Origin of the sequence: Bacillus sp. FSL L8-0167 (assembly GCF_038630295.1) — a bacterium.
Classification (GTDB): Bacteria; Bacillota; Bacilli; order Bacillales; family Bacillaceae; genus Bacillus; species Bacillus safensis.
In genome coordinates, this window is the sequence record NZ_CP152027.1 from 2,409,024 (window position 1) to 2,425,900 (window position 16,877).

The window sequence follows — 16,877 nt, forward strand, 5'->3', positions numbered from 1 at the left end:
TGTCTACAGTCTTTTTCGATTCACTTGTACGTTAATTGCTGCCTGTGATGTATTTCGCTTTTGCTTTATTATGCTCATTTAACGTTTTCGTAAATACGACTTCGCCATTTTTCTTCGCAAGGAAGTAAACGTAATCCGTTTTCTCTGGATGCAAAGCGGCTTTCCAAGAGGATTCACCAGCATTTGCAATAGGTCCAGGCGGCAGCCCTTTGTTGTTATACGTGTTATAAGGAGATTTCACTTTTAGGTCTTTGTAATACACGCGGGATTTATGCTCACCAAGTGCATAAAGAACGGTTGGATCAGTTTGAAGCGGCATGTCCTTTTTCAACCGGTTATAGAATACACTTGAGATTTTTGCCCGATCTGTCTTTTCTGTTGCTTCCATTTCAATCAGTGATGCCATCGTTAACACATCATGTATGGACATGTTTCTTTTTTTCATGTCTTTTTCATACGTTTTCACGTATTGATCTGTTTGTTTAATCATCGTTTCAATGATCGTTTCGAGCGATTCATCCTCACGATAAAATGGATACGTAGCAGGGAATAAATAACCCTCCAACGGATGTTTCACCTGTTTTCCATTCACATGTGATGTCACGGTTTTCGGATATTTTTTCATTAGTGTTTGAATAAAATCAGGATCATCCAGCTTCGCTTCAACTTCCTTCGCTGAAAAATTCGTCTGATTTGCAATAATGGCTGCAATATCAGACAGCTGTCTTCCCTCTGGAATCACAAGCTGAAAGGCGTAATCTGTCCCGCCAGATGTCAGCTTTTTGATCAGCGTGTCTGCGTCCATTGTTTGTTTTAAATGAAAATATCCCGCTTTAAAGCCGGACGCCTTTTTGTATTTTGCATAATAAGTAAAAATCGCGTCATTCGAAATGAGCCCATTATCTTTTAAAATGCCTGCAATTTCGCGGACAGATGTCCCATTTGGAATATGAATATTAATGGTTTGTTTACTTTTTTGATCGACCGGTCCGAGTGCTGATTTAACATATAAAAAGCCTGATAATGCTGCAATGATGATGACAGCAAGGACAGATAACAGGACGATCCCCATTTTTCTTTTGAAGAATGGTCGTTTCTTTTGTTCTGAAAACATGCATGGCCCTCCTCACATCTAGCTTTTATAGTACATGATTCGACGGAGTTCGGCAATTCCTTGCTTATGCATGTCATGACAGAACTTGACATAACACGGCTAAACCAATGCCGCCACCACTTCCAATAGCAGCCATGACATAGCTTCCATTCGGTAAGGCGCGCCCTTCATAAAATAATCTCACCATCATAGCAGCTCCTGACGCGCTGTAAGGATGCCCAAGGCAAAGTGCACCGCCTCTTCTATTGATCCGGTCATATGGTATCCCCAGCGTCCGGGCAATAAGTGCAGCTTTCAGCGCAAACGCTTCATTGATTTCAAATAACGCCACTTCCTCTGCCTTGATGTTCTCTTGATGTAAAAGCTTCTTGATCGCATCAATTGGTGAAGCAGCTGGAAAATGAGGATGTATCGCTGTCACAGCACTTCCGGCATACCGTAGCATCACCTTATATCCACTTGCTTCCGCTAGCGATCTTTCCATCACAGCGACGGCGGCTGCTCCGTCTGCTTCCTTACAGCTATTGGCGGCGGTCACAGTTCCTTTTCCCGGTAAAAATACAGGCTTTGCCCGCTTGATCAGCTTTGCCATTGGTCTTATTTTAGCAGCCGCTTCATCTATGTTCATCCCGTCAATCGAAACGATTTCTTCTGAATATGTACCATGTGTGAATGCTGCTAAACTTCTTTCCCAGCTTAAAAGGGCATAGTCATCTTGTTCTTTTCTCGTGACAGAAAATGCCGACGCGGTCAGCTCTGCTGCTTCTCCCATATGCGGATCTCCTATCCGCTCCGGTGAAAAGCGTGCTCTCTCTTTCATTGGTGAGCTGGAAATGCTCTCAGTCCCGCCAGCGATATACATCGTGCCCTCCCCCGATTGAACCATGACGCAAGCTGTTCGGATCGCTTCAAGACCCGAGGCACACTGCCTGTCAATTGTCATACCGGGAACGTGTAAAGGAAGACCTGCTTCTAATGAGGACAGACGGGCCATATTTCCACCGCCTCCGACGACATTGCCTAATATGACGTCATCCGGCGTCCTCATCTGAGACAAATGCCGAATAAGGGGAGCGGCTAATTGCTCTGGGCGATAATTTTTCAGCATCCCATTTTTATCACCGAAGGGTGTTCGTTTTGCTTCTACGATCACTGCTTGCATGACAATTGCTCCTCCGCCCACTTTTTTATGCTCGCGCGGGCTATTTTTCCGCCGGATGTTTCAATCATTTGATCAATCACAAGCCATTTTTTTGGTACCTTGTAGGCCGCCAGTTTTTCTTTAACAGCTTGTCGAACCGCCTTTATTTGCGGCACTTGCTCCAGTATGGCAACAGGGATTTCACCCCAATATGGGTCAGGAACGCCAACCACAATCGACCGTTTGACCTCTGGCTGTTCATTTAGCACACGCTCAATTTCCTCTGGGAAAATATTCAGTCCTCCATAGACAATCATGCCATTCTCACGACCGCTCATATACAGATAACCGTCTTCATCCAGCCCTCCCATATCGTAAACTGTCAGCCACTCCTCCGGCGGTTTCTGCTCATGCAAGTATCCTGAAAACGTCATTGGGCTCTTTACATAAATTCTCCCTGTTTCATTTGGCTGACAGACAGATTGATCGGGCCGCCTTACTTCTACTTGAATGGAGGAGAAAGGCCGTCCAACAGAAGTAGGTTTTTGCATAAAGTCATTTGAAGACAAATAAGAGACAAAACTTAACTCTGATGTGCCATAAAAATCAAAAAAAGTGACATGTGGATAGTTGATCACGAGCTGTTCTTTTGAAGAGATGCTCCAATCTGCTCCCGATGACATGACAAGAAGTGGATTGTCTTCTCTAAAAGCTTCGATTTGTAGTAACGTTTCTGTCATTGTTGGGACAGTATACATCACGGTGATATCACCTGTCTCTAAGGCTTTCTTCGCTTTTACTGGCACAAATTTTTCTAAAAGCGTCACTGTGCCGCCAAAGTATAATGTACTAATAGCACCATATAAAAAGTGAGAGGATAAGAGTGTACCTAATATAAGAGCATGATCTTGATGAGTGATTCCAAATGAAGCAGTGGTCATTCGAAAGCTCTCGATCCAAGACTGCTGACGCCTAATAAAGGCTTTCGGTGAGCCCGTTGATCCTGACGTAAACCCCATATAAAAGACAGGATTCTTCTCGGTATCGCAGCTGTTATATGGACTGTCTGTGAGAAGGCTCATTCTTTCCTTCCATTCTGATAAAGAAAGAAGCGGCATGTCCACGCTTCCCTGTTCAAATCTCTTTATCAATCGATCCTCTATAATGGCGAGATCCGCCTCACTTAACAGGAGCTTTTCGACACATTCTTCATGACTCCATCTCGGATCAAGCGGAACGGCTGTCCATCCTGCATAAGCAGCGCCCGCAAATATTTGCAAAAAAGAAGCACCATTTGATAATAAAAAAGCGATTCTTTTTTGCTGATGAACCGTTCCTTGTAACCACTGTGCTGATCTCTGCACACGTTCATACCAATCTTGATATGTAATGCTTTCTTGCTCATCTATGATGGCAATCTGATCTGGTTTCATTTCTGCATGTACTGCATAGCTTTCCGTTATTCTGTTCAAACTGCACGCCTCCCTTTATGCAGATCCCTTTTTCGATATGACAGGGCCTGTATGATTTTGACCGTAAAGACAGCACACATTCCCGCTTTGATGAGATCGCCTGGAAGATAAATCAAACTAAGGAAAGTCGCCTGCGAGACCTTCATATGCATCATCATGGCTTGAAAGGGGATACCGCACATATACAAAATCACAATACTGCAAACCGCATAGATCACAAAAAGACGCAGTGCGGTTACTTTTTTCAGCCGGTTCACCCATAAGCTGATCATGAAGGCAGCAGCAGGATAAGCAAGAAGAAAACCACCGCTTGGACCAAAAAAGACCCCTATCCCGCCTCTCCCGCCTGACAAAAGAGGTGCGCCTGCTGCCACAACCAAAAGAAAAAGACATAAACTGATTAGTGCTTGTTTAGGCTTTAACAGCCCGCCAGCAAGCAAAAGACCTGCGGTTTGCAATGTAATCGGTACAGGTGTAAATGTAAGTAAAATCGGCGGGATTAAGCCTAACATCCCGATGACCGCTGTCATTAACGCTATTTGCATCATATCTTGTATTTTCAATCTCCATGCCCCTCACTCAATTTATTGTTAAAAACAGAGTAAAAGGTACAATTCATTATGTCAACATAAAATAAAATAAAGTTAACATATTAATCGTAAAAAAAGACCTGTGAAGAAAGATCAAGAAGATCTGTTCACAGGCCTTTTATTTGTTCTATTCTTCGTCTTCTTGATCTAAGAACGTATTTAACGTTTCTTCAATCATGTCCCATTCTTCATCCGTTTCAATCGGCTCTAGCTCGCCATCTTCACCGTCTTCGTTCGGTGTAAAGCTTGATGCATGAATTTCAATTTCCTCATTGTCTTGCTCAGAAATTGGGTAGTAAAGGACATAAGATTTGTTAAAATGGTCGCTTTCAAAAGTAAATAGTACTTCGCAAAGCTGTTCATTTCCATTATCATCAACGATTGTAATTTGCTTTTCTCCGTGTTCCATTTGATTCACCTCATTTTAATTTAAGCTGTCTAAATATCCTTGCAGGATCATAACAGCCGCCATTTTATCAATGACTTTTTTACGCTTTTGTCTGCTCACATCTGCAGAGATGAGCATTTTTTCCGCTGCCATTGTTGACAGACGCTCGTCCCAAAGCACAACAGGAACATTGTACGTGTTTTCTAGCACTTTCGCAAATGATTGGCTGGCTTCGCCTCTAGGACCGACCGTGCCGTTCATATTTTTTGGAAAGCCAAGTACAATTTTATCCGCTCCAAATTCTGCAACGATCTCAGACAGGCGGCTGAGACCAAAGTCTCCGCCTGCTTCATCAATTTTAATGGTTTCAATCCCTTGCGCTGTCCAGCCCATTTCATCACTGATCGCAACACCAAGGGTTTTCGTGCCTAAATCTAAGCCCAGAATTCTCATGTTTTACGCCTCTTTATGTGTCTCTAAGTACGATTTAACCAATTCCTCAATTAATTCGTCTCGTTCTAGTTTACGAATTAGGTTGCGTGCATCCTGATGTCTTGGAATATAAGCAGGGTCGCCTGACAGCAAGTATCCGACAATTTGATTGATCGGGTTGTATCCTTTTTCTTGGAGTGCGTCATGAACTGTAATGAGCACTTCATTCACATTGGTTTCAGCTGAATCATCAGAGAAGTTAAACTTCATTGTCTTATCAAATGAACTCACTGCTTCTTGCACCTCTCTTCCAACATTCTACTAGCAAGCTTTTTTCTAACCGCTCATCTAATACCATTATTCTACACTACATCGCCTGATTATAAAACGGATTTGACAGATTCTTCGACAGTTGCCAGTGCTTCTTCAAGCTTTTCTGGTTGTTTTCCGCCTGCTTGTGCCATGTCTGGACGTCCGCCTCCGCCTCCGCCGCAGATTTCAGCTGCCTGCTTCACAAGCTTTCCTGCATGAAGACCTTTTTCGATCACGTCTTTTGTCACTCCTGCTGAAATGTTTACTTTTCCGTTTTGAACGGCTCCCAGGACGATGACAGCTGATCCTAATTTAGCTTTTAAGTCATCAACCATTGTTCTTAAATGGTTCATGTCTTTAGCATTTACTTTTTCAGTTAATACTTTCACTCCGCCAACTTCTGTCACTTTCTCTAAAATAGAGCCTGCTTCTGCTTGGCTTAATTTCGCAAGGAGAGATTCGTTTTCTCTTTGAGCCTCTTTTAAATCTGCCTGTAATGAAGCAATCCGTTTTGGTACATCCTTCGTATTTGACTTCAGCTCACTTGCTGCCTGTTCTAAAATCGCCAGCTGGTCATTTAATTCTTCATAAGCGCCTTTACCAGTCACAGCTTCAATACGGCGTGTTCCAGCACCAATACCCGACTCAGACGCGATTTTAAACAAACCGATTTCCGCAGTGTTCTGCACGTGACAGCCGCCGCATAGCTCGATGCTGTAATCACCCACTTGGACAACACGGACAATATCGCCATACTTCTCGCCAAAGAGCGCCATTGCACCCATTTCTTTTGCTTCAGCAATTGGTTTCAGATCAATAGCAACTGAGATGCCTTCCCAAATCTTTTCGTTCACGATTTTTTCAATCTGAGACAATTCTTCTTTCGTCACTTGTCCAAAGTGAGAGAAATCAAAGCGAAGTCTGTTTTCATTCACCAATGACCCTGCTTGGTTCACGTGGCTGCCTAATACATCTTTCAGCGCCTGATGCAGAAGGTGTGTCGCTGTATGGTTTTTCACAATGCCTTTTCGAAGAGCTGATTCCACTTCAGCAGTGACCTCGAGACCTTTTTGAGCCGTACCGCTTACGACGACTCCTTCATGGACATGCTGACCGTTTGGTGCTTTTTTCACGTCTTTGATCTCAATGATGGCTTCTGCACTTTTTAGTGTTCCTTTATCCGCTACTTGTCCGCCGCTTTCCGCATAGAAAGGTGTTTCATCTAACAAGATTTGCACCGTGTCTCCTTCATGTGCTTCAGAGACAAGTTCACCATTTTGAAGCAGTTCGATAATGCGAGTTTCCGCAGTTAAATTTTCGTAGCCAACAAAGGTACTTTCCACTTTAATATCGCCTAAAGCGCCGCCTTGAACCTGCATACTGCCGACATCTTGTCTCGCATTTCTTGCCCGTTCACGCTGCTTCTCCATTTCCGCTTGGAAGCCTTCTCGATCAACTGTCATGTTTTCATCTTCTGCGTATTCTTCTGTCAGCTCGACAGGGAATCCATACGTGTCATACAGCTTAAATACATCTTCACCTGAAATTTGTGAACTGCCTTTGTCTCTTTCTTTTTTGATCACTTCTGACAAAATCGCTAACCCTTCGTTCAGTGTTTCGTGGAAACGTTCTTCTTCGTTTTTGATGACTTTCGCAATAAATTCTTCTTTTGCTTGTACATCTGGGTAGAAATCCTTCATGATCTCAGCAACAACTGGCACTAGATCATACATAAACGGACGGTGGATATGAATCGTTTTTGCATAACGCACAGCGCGGCGCAGCAAACGTCTTAATACATATCCGCGGCCTTCATTGGAAGGAAGCGCACCGTCACTTACAGCAAAGGCAACTGTCCGGATATGGTCAGCAATGACTTTAAATGCTGTATCTTTTTCCTTCGCCAAACCATAGCTTTCTCCAGAAATGGTTTCGACTGCACGAATAATCGGCATGAAAAGGTCTGTATCGAAGTTCGTTGGCACATTTTGAATGACAGATACCATTCGTTCAAGGCCCATCCCTGTATCAATGTTTTTCTTCGGAAGCGGTGTGTATGACCCATCTGGATTATGGTTGAATTCAGAGAACACGAGATTCCATACTTCTAGATAACGCTCGTTTTCCCCGCCTGGATATAATTCTGGATCGTTCATGTCGTCACCGTATGATTCACCGCGGTCATAGAAAATTTCTGTATTCGGTCCGCTTGGGCCCTCGCCAATATCCCAGAAGTTTCCTTCAAGGCGAATAATACGTTCTTCAGGCACACCAATTTTATCTCTCCAAAGAATATATGCTTCTTCGTCCTCTGGGTGGACTGTCACAGATAACAAATTCGGATCAAAACCAATCCACTCTTCACTTGTGAGGAATTCCCACGCCCATTCAATGGCCTCTTCTTTAAAATAGTCACCAATAGAGAAGTTGCCAAGCATTTCAAAGAACGTGTGATGGCGTGCTGTCTTCCCTACATTTTCAATATCATTCGTACGAATCGATTTTTGCGCGTTGCAAATACGCGGATTGTCAGGTACGACGCGGCCATCAAAATATTTTTTTAATGTTGCCACCCCACTGTTGATCCATAAAAGTGTCGGATCGTCATGCGGTACAAGTGACGCACTCGGTTCTACAGCATGTCCTTTTTCTTTAAAAAAGTCTAAAAACATTTGACGTACTTGAGCTGAAGTTAAAGTTTTCATTCAAAAATCCTCCCTTTTCATTCATCAATCTCCACACAAACGAAAAAACACCCCGCCCTATGCAAGCACAAAACGACTTACACAGGGACGAGATGTTCTCGCGGTACCACCCTGATTATAGACAAATTCGTCTATCACCTTCACATCCGATAACGCCGGAAGAGAGCGGCAGTGTTTATCTGCACTCGGGACTAGCTTCCGTTAAAGGTCTGATAAGGCTTTTCACAGCAAATAAAGCCTCTCTCTGCAACAGCTTTTTAACGTACTCGGGTCCGTCATTGAATTTCAATATGTATGAATCGAAATTATTATAGACAACTCGGCTCGTCTTGTCAATGAACGCTTCGTCTCATCAGGATATATTGCACAATGATCACCCTGATAATCGCAGCTGCTGGTACGGCTAAAATCATCCCAATTAAGCCAAACAGCTCCCCTCCTGCAAGCAAGACAAGCATAATGACGACAGGATGCATATGAAGACTTCGCCCTACAATGATCGGACTGAGGACATTGCTCTCTAAAAATTGCAGCACCGCTACTGTGATCAATACAATGATGACCGATTTCACTGAGATGGTAAACGCTATAAAGATGGCAGGAACTGCGCCAATTATCGGTCCAAAATACGGAATCACGTTCGTTGCTCCTATCAGCATGCCAAGAACGAGCGGATACGGGATATGGAAAAGCCAGAGCACAATGGCTGCTGCACCCCCGATTAAAGAACAGACAAGCAGCTGCCCTCGAATATAATCACCAAGCGATTCATCCACTGCTTTGACAAAGGCATGCCCCCTCTTCCTAAATGATGGCGGCGTTAAATACCATGCCGCCCGCTTCATCGTGTTCATGTCTTTTACCATATAAAAAACAAGAAAAGGGATGAGTGCTGCAACTAAAACGTAATCAAATAAAACTTTACAGCTAAGAATCATCCGCTCAGCGCTATTGGCTGCATATGTCTCCGATTGAACAATGAAGCGGTCCAAGCGGTCGTGAAGTCCGTCAGGCCAGTGGCTCGTATGATGATGAATATGTGATAAAGCGCCATTATACGTTTCCGCGATGACAGGAATTTGTTCTGACAGCTCATTTAACTGTGCGATCATAACAGGCGCTCCTTTATAAACCGCAAAACCAATCCCGCCAAAAAACAGGACATAGATGAGTAAGAGACTGATTGTTCTCGGCAGCCCTCGTGCATGCAGTCTTTCGACAATAGGATAAAGCAGGTAAGAAATAAAAATGGCGATGAGAAGCGGAATGAGAACCGCCTTCAGCAATACAAAAACAGGCATCCATAACTCGTCGAGCTGCAGTAAAATGAGCAAGGATGCAAGGACAAGCAGGACCCCTGCAGCATATATCAGAAATTGGATCGGACGTTTCTTCACCTTTTTCACCTCTTTTCTTATTGTTTAACCATTTTCTGCAATTATCCACGTAAATAAAATTTGTCCTAACTTTGTTAAAAATGAATACACATGAAACATACAGCTCCATCCAAAGTCACTGTTTGCAGTAAAATCTCGTCAGAAAATATTCCATTATTTACTTCTTTTTACACAAGTTGTGCTAGAATCCACTTTAGCTTTAGCCAATGAAACACAAGAGGAGGTTCTTCATGATCACATTCGAAGAAGTCAACAAGCATTATGGCCAGTTCCATGTACTTAAGGACATTAACCTACATATTCAAAAAGGGGAGGTTGTTGTGATCATCGGTCCTTCAGGGTCTGGTAAAAGCACGATGCTCAGGTGTATCAATCGTCTTGAAAGCATTGATGCGGGAAAAGTTCTCGTCAACCAAGTGTCTGTTCAGCATCCGAAGACCAACATTAATCTTGTCAGGCAAAATATCGGCATGGTCTTTCAGCATTTTCACCTCTATCCGCATAAGACGGTGCTTGAAAACATTATGCTTGCGCCGATGAAGGTCAAAAAAGTGAGCAAGGAAGAAGCAAAGGAAACAGCTGAATTTTATTTAAATAAAGTCGGCATTCCTGAAAAGGCAGACACCTACCCTTCACGACTCTCTGGCGGACAGCAGCAGCGCGTTGCCATTGCAAGAGGGCTTGCGATGAAGCCGGAGGTGATGCTTTTCGACGAACCGACATCTGCACTTGATCCAGAGATGATCGGCGAGGTATTAGATGTGATGAAGCAGCTGGCCCGTGAAGGCATGACCATGGTTGTCGTCACACATGAGATGGGCTTTGCCCGCGAAGTGGCCGACCGCATTGTCTTTATTGATGAAGGCAGAATTCTTGAAGAATCAACACCGGCTGCATTTTATGAAAAACCGCAAGAGAAACGTGCTCAATTATTTTTAAGCCGTATATTAAATCACTAGGGGGGAATGGTTTGATGAAAAAAATGAAACGCTTTGGCCTGATGCTCTTTATGACTTGCTGCATTGCCGCTTTGGCTGCTTGTGGATCGACTGAAAAAGGGTCAACTGAGGCAAAACAAGGAAGTTCTTTAGAAACCATTAAGAAAGACAAAAAAATCATTTTCGGTGTAAAAAATGACACACGTTTATTCGGTCTAAAAAATCCGAGCAGCGGTGATATTGAAGGATTTGATATTGACATTGCAAAAGCCATCACAAAGGAAATACTCGGCGATAAAGGAAAAGCAGAATTCAAAGAAGTCACATCTAAAACGAGAATTCCTTTACTTCAAAAAGGAGATATTCATGCGATTGTTGCGACCATGACAATTACAGAAGAACGTAAAAAAGAAGTCAATTTCTCAGATGTATACTTTGAAGCAGGACAATCACTGCTTGTGAAAAAAGGAAGCGACATTCAATCCATTGATGATCTTAAAAAAGGAACGAAGGTACTGGCCGTAAAAGGCTCTACTTCTTCTCAAAATATCCGCGAGAAAGCACCTGAAGCATCCGTATTAGAATTCGAGAACTATCAGGAGGCTTTTACAGCATTAAAATCAAACCAAGGGCAAGTGCTGACAACTGATAATGCGATCTTATTTGGTATGGCAGATGAGGATTCAAATTATGAAGTGGTCGGCGGCACCTTTACAGATGAGCCTTATGGCATTGCTGTGAAAAAAGGAGATCAAGAATTAACAGATGCGATCAATAAAGCCTTAAAAACGTTAAAAGACAATGGAGAGTATGACAAGATTCTTAAAAAATGGATCAAAGAATAGCATTTGATTCGTCAAGATCAATGCCTCAGGTGAGCCGCTCCTTGGCTCCCCTGTTAATCAGGAAGGAAGTGAACTGATTGCTGCGGTTTTCCATTCTCACTGAAAATGTTCATCTTTATTTAGAAGGCTTTAAATATACCATTGGTGCAAGTGTCATTGCTCTGATTGGAAGCTTTTTGATCGGTACACTCATTGCCATTATGAGAATAGCGCCACTCAGGCCGCTCAACTGGTTAGGGACGGCTTACGTGGAATTTATTCGGAATATTCCGTTATTATTGATCACCTTTGTTTTCTTCTTTGGTTTACCAGTGCTGGGTATAGTAGCAGATGGTTTTACTGCTGGAACGATCGCTCTTGCCATTTATACCTCTGCCTTTATTGCTGAAGCCATTCGTGCAGGGATACAAGCTGTGCCGCTTGGACAAATGGAAGCAGCCCGTGCTTCAGGTCTGTCATATGGCGGGACGATGCGGTATATCATTTTGCCGCAGGCGATTAAAATCGTCATTCCCCCTCTTGGGAATCAATTTATTAACCTTGTCAAAAACTCCTCTATTTTAGGTGTCATTGCAGGGTTTGATCTTATGTATCAGGGAGACCTCATTGCGTCTAGAACATTTGTGACGTTTGATGTCTACATCTTTGTCGCCATGTTCTATCTGCTATTAACCATTCCGCTCAGTCTAGGTGTTGGTTATTTAGAAAGAAGATTAGCAAGAAGCCACTAGAAAGGAGGAAACATCATGGATTTTATAGGTGCCTACCAGCCTGATCATCTCGCCTTTTTACTTGAAGGATTTGCTGTCACCTTAAAAGTGGCTTTTATTTCCATCATTTTGAGCTTTATCATTGGATTAGTCGTTGGCACATTGCGGTTCGCTCAAATTCCGGTTTTATCAAAAGTGCTTGCGGTTGTTGTAGAAACCATTCGGAACCTGCCGCTTTTACTGATCATCTTTTTCACATATTTTGCATTGCCTGAAATCGGCATCAAGCTGAGCATCACAGCCTCTGCTATTGCAGCTTTAACCGTGTTTGAATCTGCGATGCTGTCAGAAATTATTCGGAGCGGCCTTAAATCAATTGATAAGGGCCAGATCGAAGCAGCCAGGTCTTCTGGTTTAACCTATATTCAAACATTGAAAATGATTATTATGCCGCAGGCTCTGCGCCGAATGGTGCCGCCAATTGTCAGTCAGTTCATATCTCTTTTGAAAGATACGTCGCTTGCTGTTGTCATTGCGCTTCCAGAATTATTACATCACGCACAAATATTAAACGGTCAAAGCCAATCCTATTTACTGCCGATATTCCTATTGGCAGCTATGATGTATTTTGTCGTCAATTTCAGCTTATCTATTCTTGCAAGACGATTAGAATACAGGCAGGCATAAAATGAACATCCGCTCTTGACGGATGCCTCAGCGTATAGACCGGTTTGCGATCACGCTGAAAAAAACAAAGGGCTAAAATGAAGATCATTTTAGCCCTTTTTGTTTACATCATTCTCATAACACGTTTTCTTAGCTTTTTCATATCCCGCTTTGATGGCATATCATATCGGCTTGCAAAGTGATATGCGAGTGCACCTGCACCAAGCGTTAATAGTGAAGAAGTCATTTTGCCCATTCGAAATTCCCCCTTAACACTTATAATTGAATTGAACGTTCATCGTCACTAAACAGATCATCTAAGCTGCTTAGTGTCCCGTCTTCCTCCACTTGGTGTGTAGATATTTTGCCTTTTGACAGCGTCAATTCAATAAAACAGCCCCAGCAATAATATTGATTGACCCCAATTTTTCCGATGTCTTTACATTTGCAATTTGGGCAAATGAGCATAATCAGCACCTCTTTACGTTCGGTTTAGAACCAGTGCTTCCTTTTGAACGTTCATCAAGGTTCCGGCAGCCTGCAGCTGTTTCCGAATCCCTGATAGCTCTGTAAAGAAGCCGTCCGAGAGTTCATATGCTACGATTGTGCCCGAATTTGAGCAAAAGTATACATCTTCCAAAATGCCTAAATTTTCACCATCAGGCGACTGCATCATTTTCTTTTTTAATTTTGAAAATAACAAGAATGGAGCAGAGGAATCCATGCCCACTCCCTCCTGACAGCTCACATACAAACCTTTATCTGTCAGCTGATCAAAAGCAGAGAATGGAACGAGTGCACAGTCTTTCTTTTTCCCCTCTAACACATATCCTCCGCAGCTGCCTCCGGCTAAAAAGCAAATATCTTTTATGGAACCAAGTGATTGGGACAGCTCATCTGTATAGATCGTCATTCCTTCAAGTTCTCGGCATGTTCTCAAAATGTGCTCAACCACCTTTTGCGGAACAGTCTTATCGTGTGCGTTTGCTTCATGACTCATACGAAGAAATGGCTTCCATGAACAGAATGGGAGAAGTTCTTTTCATACTAAAAGGCTTCCATATGGAAGCCTTCTACTCATGCATAAAATCAAATGGAGTGATTCCCTCCATGCCAATATTTGCGTCATGTACGCTAAACGGAAGCTCTTTTTGGAGCGCTTCAAGTTCTGCATCCATGATTTGTTCGGTTTGCACTAGCCGCATCGTTAAGGACGTTTGTCTAAGGGAATCCTCATTGTTTTTCACACCCCATTCCAGCGCTGATTCCTCGCCGCACAGTATTAAAAACTTTTTACTGCGTGTAATGGCTGTGTACAGCAGATTCCGCCGAAGCATTCGGTAATAGCTCCTGACGACTGGCAGCACAACAATCGGGAATTCACTTCCTTGTGATTTGTGAATGGAGCAGCAATAAGCATGTGTAAATTGATGAAAATCCTTTTTTGTAAAGGTGATTTCATTCCCATCAAAGGAGATCACGGCCATGTCTTCTTTTTCTGTATTTTCTTTTGCATAAAAAATCGAGACAATTTCGCCGATATCGCCGTTAAAAATGTTGTTCTCCGGCTGATTCACAAGCTGAAGCACCTTATCACCTGTCCGGTACACCACATCACCAAACGGGATTTCTCTGCCTTTTGGTTTTTTAGGATTCAAAATGTGCTGCAGCATTTTGTTGAGCTCATTGATGCCTGCTTTTCCTTTATACATTGGTGCGAGCACTTGAATGTCCTTTGCCGAAAATCCTTTTTGAGCAGCATTGCTGACAACTTTCTCAATGACTTCTTTCATTTGATCAGCTGAACACCGAATGAAGGACCGATCCTTTGAGCGTGCAGTAATATCCTTTGGCAGCACACCATTTTTCATATCATGTGCCAGTTCAACAATGGTTGAGCCGTCTGCCTGCCGGTAAATATCTGTCAGGGTAACAGCCGGCACGGCTTTTGAGGCAAGCAAATCCCGTAAAACTTGGCCTGGTCCGACAGATGGCAGCTGATGTTCATCTCCTACCATAATCACTTGGATATGATCAGGAATCGCTTTAAACAAATGATTCGCCAGCCAAATATCCAGCATACTTGATTCATCAATGATGACAAGCTTTCCTTCAATCGGCTGTTCCTCATCATGCGAGAAGCCCTCCGAACCGTTCCAGCCTAGCAGCCGGTGAATGGTGACAGCTGGAAGCCCTGTTGATTCTGTCATCCGTTTAGCCGCCCGTCCAGTTGGTGCCGCAAGCACAAATGGGAAGGATTCATCTTTTTTATAATCACTCGGATCAAGAGAAACACCGTGAAGATCACTGTAAAGCTCGACAATTCCTTTAATGACCGTCGTCTTCCCTGTTCCAGGCCCGCCTGTTAAAAGCAGCATCGGGGACATGAGTGCCTTTTGAATCGCTTCCTTTTGTGTCGGTGCATATTGGACGCCTAACCGCTCCTCCAGCTCGCCAAGTGCTAGCAGGAATTCTGATTCAGGAAATTGATCTGCATATTCTGTTTGGGAGACGATTTTTTGAATGCGTTTGGCGACACTTTGTTCTGCATAAAATAAGGATGGATGATAGCAGCGGTCGTCTTCAATGATCATTTCTTTTCCTTCGCCAAGTGCAATGATCTGATTGGCAACATCCATTTCAGTCACTTTGTAATCATTGCCTGTTTGGTTGAGCAGTTTGCGGGTTTCGACGATCAAATCTTTCGTTTGTATGTACGTATGACCGTCCTGTAGACTGGCTGTCTCCACTGTATATAGCAAGGCGGCGCGAATCCGCTCTGGGTCATTACCTGAGATGCCTGTTCTAGCACCAAGCTCATCCGCCTTAATAAATCCGATTCCCTCGACATCCTTGACAAGCTGATAGGGATTTTCCTCGATTTTCTGCAGCGTTTCACTCTCGTATACTTGGTAAATCTTCATGCTGAGCTGCGGACCAAAGCCATACTGATTCAGGCTGATCATGATTTGTTCCAGCCCTTGATGCTCCTGAAGCGCTGCGGCCAGCTTATCCGCCTTCTTTTTTGATAAGCGCGGTACATCATACAAAACAGCTGGGTCACGCATAATCTTATGAAGCGTCTGATTGCCAAGCTTCCCGACGATTTCTTCAGCCGTCTTTTTCCCTATCCCTTCAAATAAATCACTTGAGAGATAATGTATGATTCCTTGCTTCGTTGTTGGTACTTCCTTTTGAAAATGAGTGGCCTGAAACTGTTCACCAAATTTCGGATGGCTTGTCACTTTGCCATAAAAGGTGTAGGTTTCCTCCTCATGAAGTGCTGGGAAGTAGCCTGTGACAGATGCTGTTTTTTCCTCTAAGTTTTCCGATGTTTCAATGACTTTTACCTTTAACACCGAGTATAAATTACTTTCATTATGGAAAATAACGGCTTGAATGGTCCCCTTTAAAAACGGTTCGTCCTCAAGCTTCATTTGATCTGGATGTTCCTGCACAGGTCTTCCCTCCTTCCATCTATTCTGCCTCTTGAATCAGCTTTTGCGCATGTAGTGCCAGCATATGGTCAGGCTGCACGTCAATGGCTTTACCCAGCATCTCAAGTGCTTCGTCTTTTTTCTCTAAGTACGCATACGCAACACCTAAATTATAAAAGGCATCTGCATGCTGCGGATCACGCGTGATGACTTCACTAAAAGTTGTCACCGCTTCTTCCAGCATGTGTTCATTGGCTAAGCACATACCAAATTGGAATCTTGCTTCATTATCTTCTTCATTTAGTTCAACGGCACGCTGAAGATACGGCATCGCAAGCTTTGGCTGCTCTAATTTGATGAGCGTCTGCCCAAGCATATAAAACAAATCACTATTTTCCATGCCCGCTTTTAGTGCTTGTTCAAAGTAGTCTTTCGCTTTCATAAAGTCTTCTTTTAACGTATACACATTTCCTGCTCCATAATAGGCTGCAGCTGCGGTATGATCAAGTTCAATTGCTTTCTGAAAAAAGTTTAAAGCGCGTTCAAATTCATTGATACTTGAAAGTAAGTTCGCAAAGTTAATATATGGAACCGGGTCCTTCGGGCTTTCTTCGATCGCTTTTGTAAAAGCTTCAGCTGCTTTTTCGATATTCCCTTGATTCAAGGCTTCTATGCCGATTTCGTTATAATTCATTCGCTCTCTCATCCTTTCATTAAAAAACCTCAACAG

General features: G+C 43.1%; 18 protein-coding genes and 1 other annotated feature. Of the genes, 4 read left to right on the forward strand and 14 right to left on the reverse strand.

Annotated features, from left to right (window positions below):
* Positions 1-31 precede the first annotated feature (31 nt).
* From mltG to MHB66_RS12520, 9 genes are all read right to left on the reverse strand, one after another.
* Complete coding sequence (mltG, locus tag MHB66_RS12480) at positions 32-1,114, reverse strand: endolytic transglycosylase MltG (protein ID WP_046311898.1); 1,083 nt, start codon at positions 1,112-1,114, stop codon at positions 32-34.
* Between the two features lie 73 nt (positions 1,115-1,187).
* Positions 1,188-2,276: an acetyl-CoA C-acyltransferase gene (locus MHB66_RS12485; protein ID WP_041118097.1), complete on the reverse strand. Its 1,089-nt coding sequence runs from the start codon at positions 2,274-2,276 to the stop codon at positions 1,188-1,190.
* Positions 2,264-3,688 (reverse strand): acyl-CoA synthetase, encoded by a 1,425-nt coding sequence (locus MHB66_RS12490; RefSeq protein WP_046312306.1) that lies wholly within the window; start codon positions 3,686-3,688, stop codon positions 2,264-2,266. Before MHB66_RS12490 ends, MHB66_RS12485 begins: the two co-directional genes overlap by 13 nt.
* A 35-nt stretch (positions 3,689-3,723) precedes the next feature.
* Positions 3,724-4,290 (reverse strand): biotin transporter BioY, encoded by a 567-nt coding sequence (locus MHB66_RS12495; protein WP_041118101.1) that lies wholly within the window; start codon positions 4,288-4,290, stop codon positions 3,724-3,726.
* A 154-nt stretch (positions 4,291-4,444) separates the two neighbouring features.
* Complete coding sequence (locus MHB66_RS12500) at positions 4,445-4,726, reverse strand: DUF1292 domain-containing protein (RefSeq protein WP_024423112.1); 282 nt, start codon at positions 4,724-4,726, stop codon at positions 4,445-4,447.
* Between the two features lie 15 nt (positions 4,727-4,741).
* Positions 4,742-5,158, reverse strand: coding sequence for a Holliday junction resolvase RuvX (ruvX, locus tag MHB66_RS12505; RefSeq protein WP_024427871.1), 417 nt, complete (start codon positions 5,156-5,158; stop codon positions 4,742-4,744).
* Between the two features lie 3 nt (positions 5,159-5,161).
* A complete protein-coding gene (locus MHB66_RS12510; protein WP_008358522.1) occupies positions 5,162-5,428 on the reverse strand; it encodes an IreB family regulatory phosphoprotein in 267 nt (88 codons plus the stop codon).
* 89 nt (positions 5,429-5,517) lie between these two features.
* Positions 5,518-8,154 (reverse strand): alanine--tRNA ligase, encoded by a 2,637-nt coding sequence (gene alaS / locus MHB66_RS12515; RefSeq protein ID WP_041118103.1) that lies wholly within the window; start codon positions 8,152-8,154, stop codon positions 5,518-5,520.
* 80 nt (positions 8,155-8,234) lie between these two features.
* Positions 8,235-8,442 (reverse strand) — a binding site (T-box leader).
* A 44-nt stretch (positions 8,443-8,486) separates the two neighbouring features.
* The gene (locus MHB66_RS12520; protein ID WP_041118105.1) at positions 8,487-9,551 is read right to left on the reverse strand and encodes an AI-2E family transporter; all 1,065 of its coding nucleotides are present in this window, start codon (positions 9,549-9,551) and stop codon (positions 8,487-8,489) included.
* Between the two features lie 230 nt (positions 9,552-9,781).
* Here MHB66_RS12520 and MHB66_RS12525 point away from each other — a divergent pair, with 230 nt between their 5' ends.
* From MHB66_RS12525 to MHB66_RS12540, 4 genes are all read left to right on the forward strand, one after another.
* Positions 9,782-10,510, forward strand: coding sequence for an amino acid ABC transporter ATP-binding protein (locus MHB66_RS12525; RefSeq protein ID WP_024423116.1), 729 nt, complete (start codon positions 9,782-9,784; stop codon positions 10,508-10,510).
* A 14-nt stretch (positions 10,511-10,524) separates the two neighbouring features.
* Positions 10,525-11,334, forward strand: coding sequence for a transporter substrate-binding domain-containing protein (locus MHB66_RS12530; protein WP_046311901.1), 810 nt, complete (start codon positions 10,525-10,527; stop codon positions 11,332-11,334).
* A gap of 77 nt (positions 11,335-11,411) precedes the next feature.
* Positions 11,412-12,065 carry an amino acid ABC transporter permease gene (locus MHB66_RS12535; protein ID WP_024427868.1) on the forward strand — a complete coding sequence of 218 codons (654 nt, stop codon included), beginning with the start codon at positions 11,412-11,414 and terminating at the stop codon, positions 12,063-12,065.
* 15 nt (positions 12,066-12,080) lie between these two features.
* Positions 12,081-12,731 carry an amino acid ABC transporter permease gene (locus MHB66_RS12540; RefSeq protein ID WP_024427867.1) on the forward strand — a complete coding sequence of 217 codons (651 nt, stop codon included), beginning with the start codon at positions 12,081-12,083 and terminating at the stop codon, positions 12,729-12,731.
* Positions 12,732-12,834: 103 nt separating this feature from the next.
* Here the strand turns inward: MHB66_RS12540 and MHB66_RS12545 are convergent, their stop codons facing one another.
* The 5 genes from MHB66_RS12545 to MHB66_RS12565 all read right to left on the reverse strand — a co-directional run bounded on the left by MHB66_RS12545 (position 12,835) and on the right by MHB66_RS12565 (position 16,841).
* On the reverse strand, positions 12,835-12,966 hold the full coding sequence (locus MHB66_RS12545) for a YrzQ family protein (RefSeq protein ID WP_003216198.1): 132 nt from the start codon (positions 12,964-12,966) through the stop codon (positions 12,835-12,837).
* Between the two features lie 20 nt (positions 12,967-12,986).
* Entirely contained in the window at positions 12,987-13,178 is a 192-nt protein-coding gene (locus MHB66_RS12550) for a hypothetical protein (RefSeq protein ID WP_003216308.1), read from the reverse strand.
* A 13-nt stretch (positions 13,179-13,191) separates the two neighbouring features.
* Positions 13,192-13,710, reverse strand: a complete 519-nt coding sequence (locus MHB66_RS12555; protein ID WP_051582016.1) for a PRC-barrel domain-containing protein — start codon at positions 13,708-13,710, stop codon at positions 13,192-13,194.
* A gap of 73 nt (positions 13,711-13,783) precedes the next feature.
* On the reverse strand, positions 13,784-16,168 hold the full coding sequence (locus MHB66_RS12560) for an ATP-dependent RecD-like DNA helicase (RefSeq protein WP_041118108.1): 2,385 nt from the start codon (positions 16,166-16,168) through the stop codon (positions 13,784-13,786).
* A gap of 19 nt (positions 16,169-16,187) precedes the next feature.
* Complete coding sequence (locus tag MHB66_RS12565) at positions 16,188-16,841, reverse strand: tetratricopeptide repeat protein (RefSeq protein WP_034279920.1); 654 nt, start codon at positions 16,839-16,841, stop codon at positions 16,188-16,190.
* Positions 16,842-16,877 lie beyond the last annotated feature (36 nt).

Excerpts from the sequence above, each read along its gene's own strand:
- MHB66_RS12490 (WP_046312306.1), bottom strand. The coding sequence starts at position 3,688 with ATGAAACCAGATCAGATTGCCATCATAGATGAGCAAGAAAGCATTACA.
- MHB66_RS12545 (WP_003216198.1), bottom strand. The coding sequence starts at position 12,966 with ATGGGCAAAATGACTTCTTCACTATTAACGCTTGGTGCAGGTGCACTC.
- MHB66_RS12500 (WP_024423112.1), bottom strand. The coding sequence starts at position 4,726 with ATGGAACACGGAGAAAAGCAAATTACAATCGTTGATGATAATGGAAAT.
- MHB66_RS12550 (WP_003216308.1), bottom strand. The coding sequence starts at position 13,178 with ATGCTCATTTGCCCAAATTGCAAATGTAAAGACATCGGAAAAATTGGG.
- MHB66_RS12555 (WP_051582016.1), bottom strand. The coding sequence starts at position 13,710 with ATGAGTCATGAAGCAAACGCACACGATAAGACTGTTCCGCAAAAGGTG.
- MHB66_RS12530 (WP_046311901.1), top strand. The coding sequence starts at position 10,525 with ATGAAAAAAATGAAACGCTTTGGCCTGATGCTCTTTATGACTTGCTGC.
- mltG (WP_046311898.1), bottom strand. The coding sequence starts at position 1,114 with ATGTTTTCAGAACAAAAGAAACGACCATTCTTCAAAAGAAAAATGGGG.
- MHB66_RS12565 (WP_034279920.1), bottom strand. The coding sequence starts at position 16,841 with ATGAATTATAACGAAATCGGCATAGAAGCCTTGAATCAAGGGAATATC.
- alaS (WP_041118103.1), bottom strand. The coding sequence starts at position 8,154 with ATGAAAACTTTAACTTCAGCTCAAGTACGTCAAATGTTTTTAGACTTT.
- MHB66_RS12525 (WP_024423116.1), top strand. The coding sequence starts at position 9,782 with ATGATCACATTCGAAGAAGTCAACAAGCATTATGGCCAGTTCCATGTA.
- ruvX (WP_024427871.1), bottom strand. The coding sequence starts at position 5,158 with ATGAGAATTCTGGGCTTAGATTTAGGCACGAAAACCCTTGGTGTTGCG.
- MHB66_RS12540 (WP_024427867.1), top strand. The coding sequence starts at position 12,081 with ATGGATTTTATAGGTGCCTACCAGCCTGATCATCTCGCCTTTTTACTT.
- MHB66_RS12485 (WP_041118097.1), bottom strand. The coding sequence starts at position 2,276 with ATGCAAGCAGTGATCGTAGAAGCAAAACGAACACCCTTCGGTGATAAA.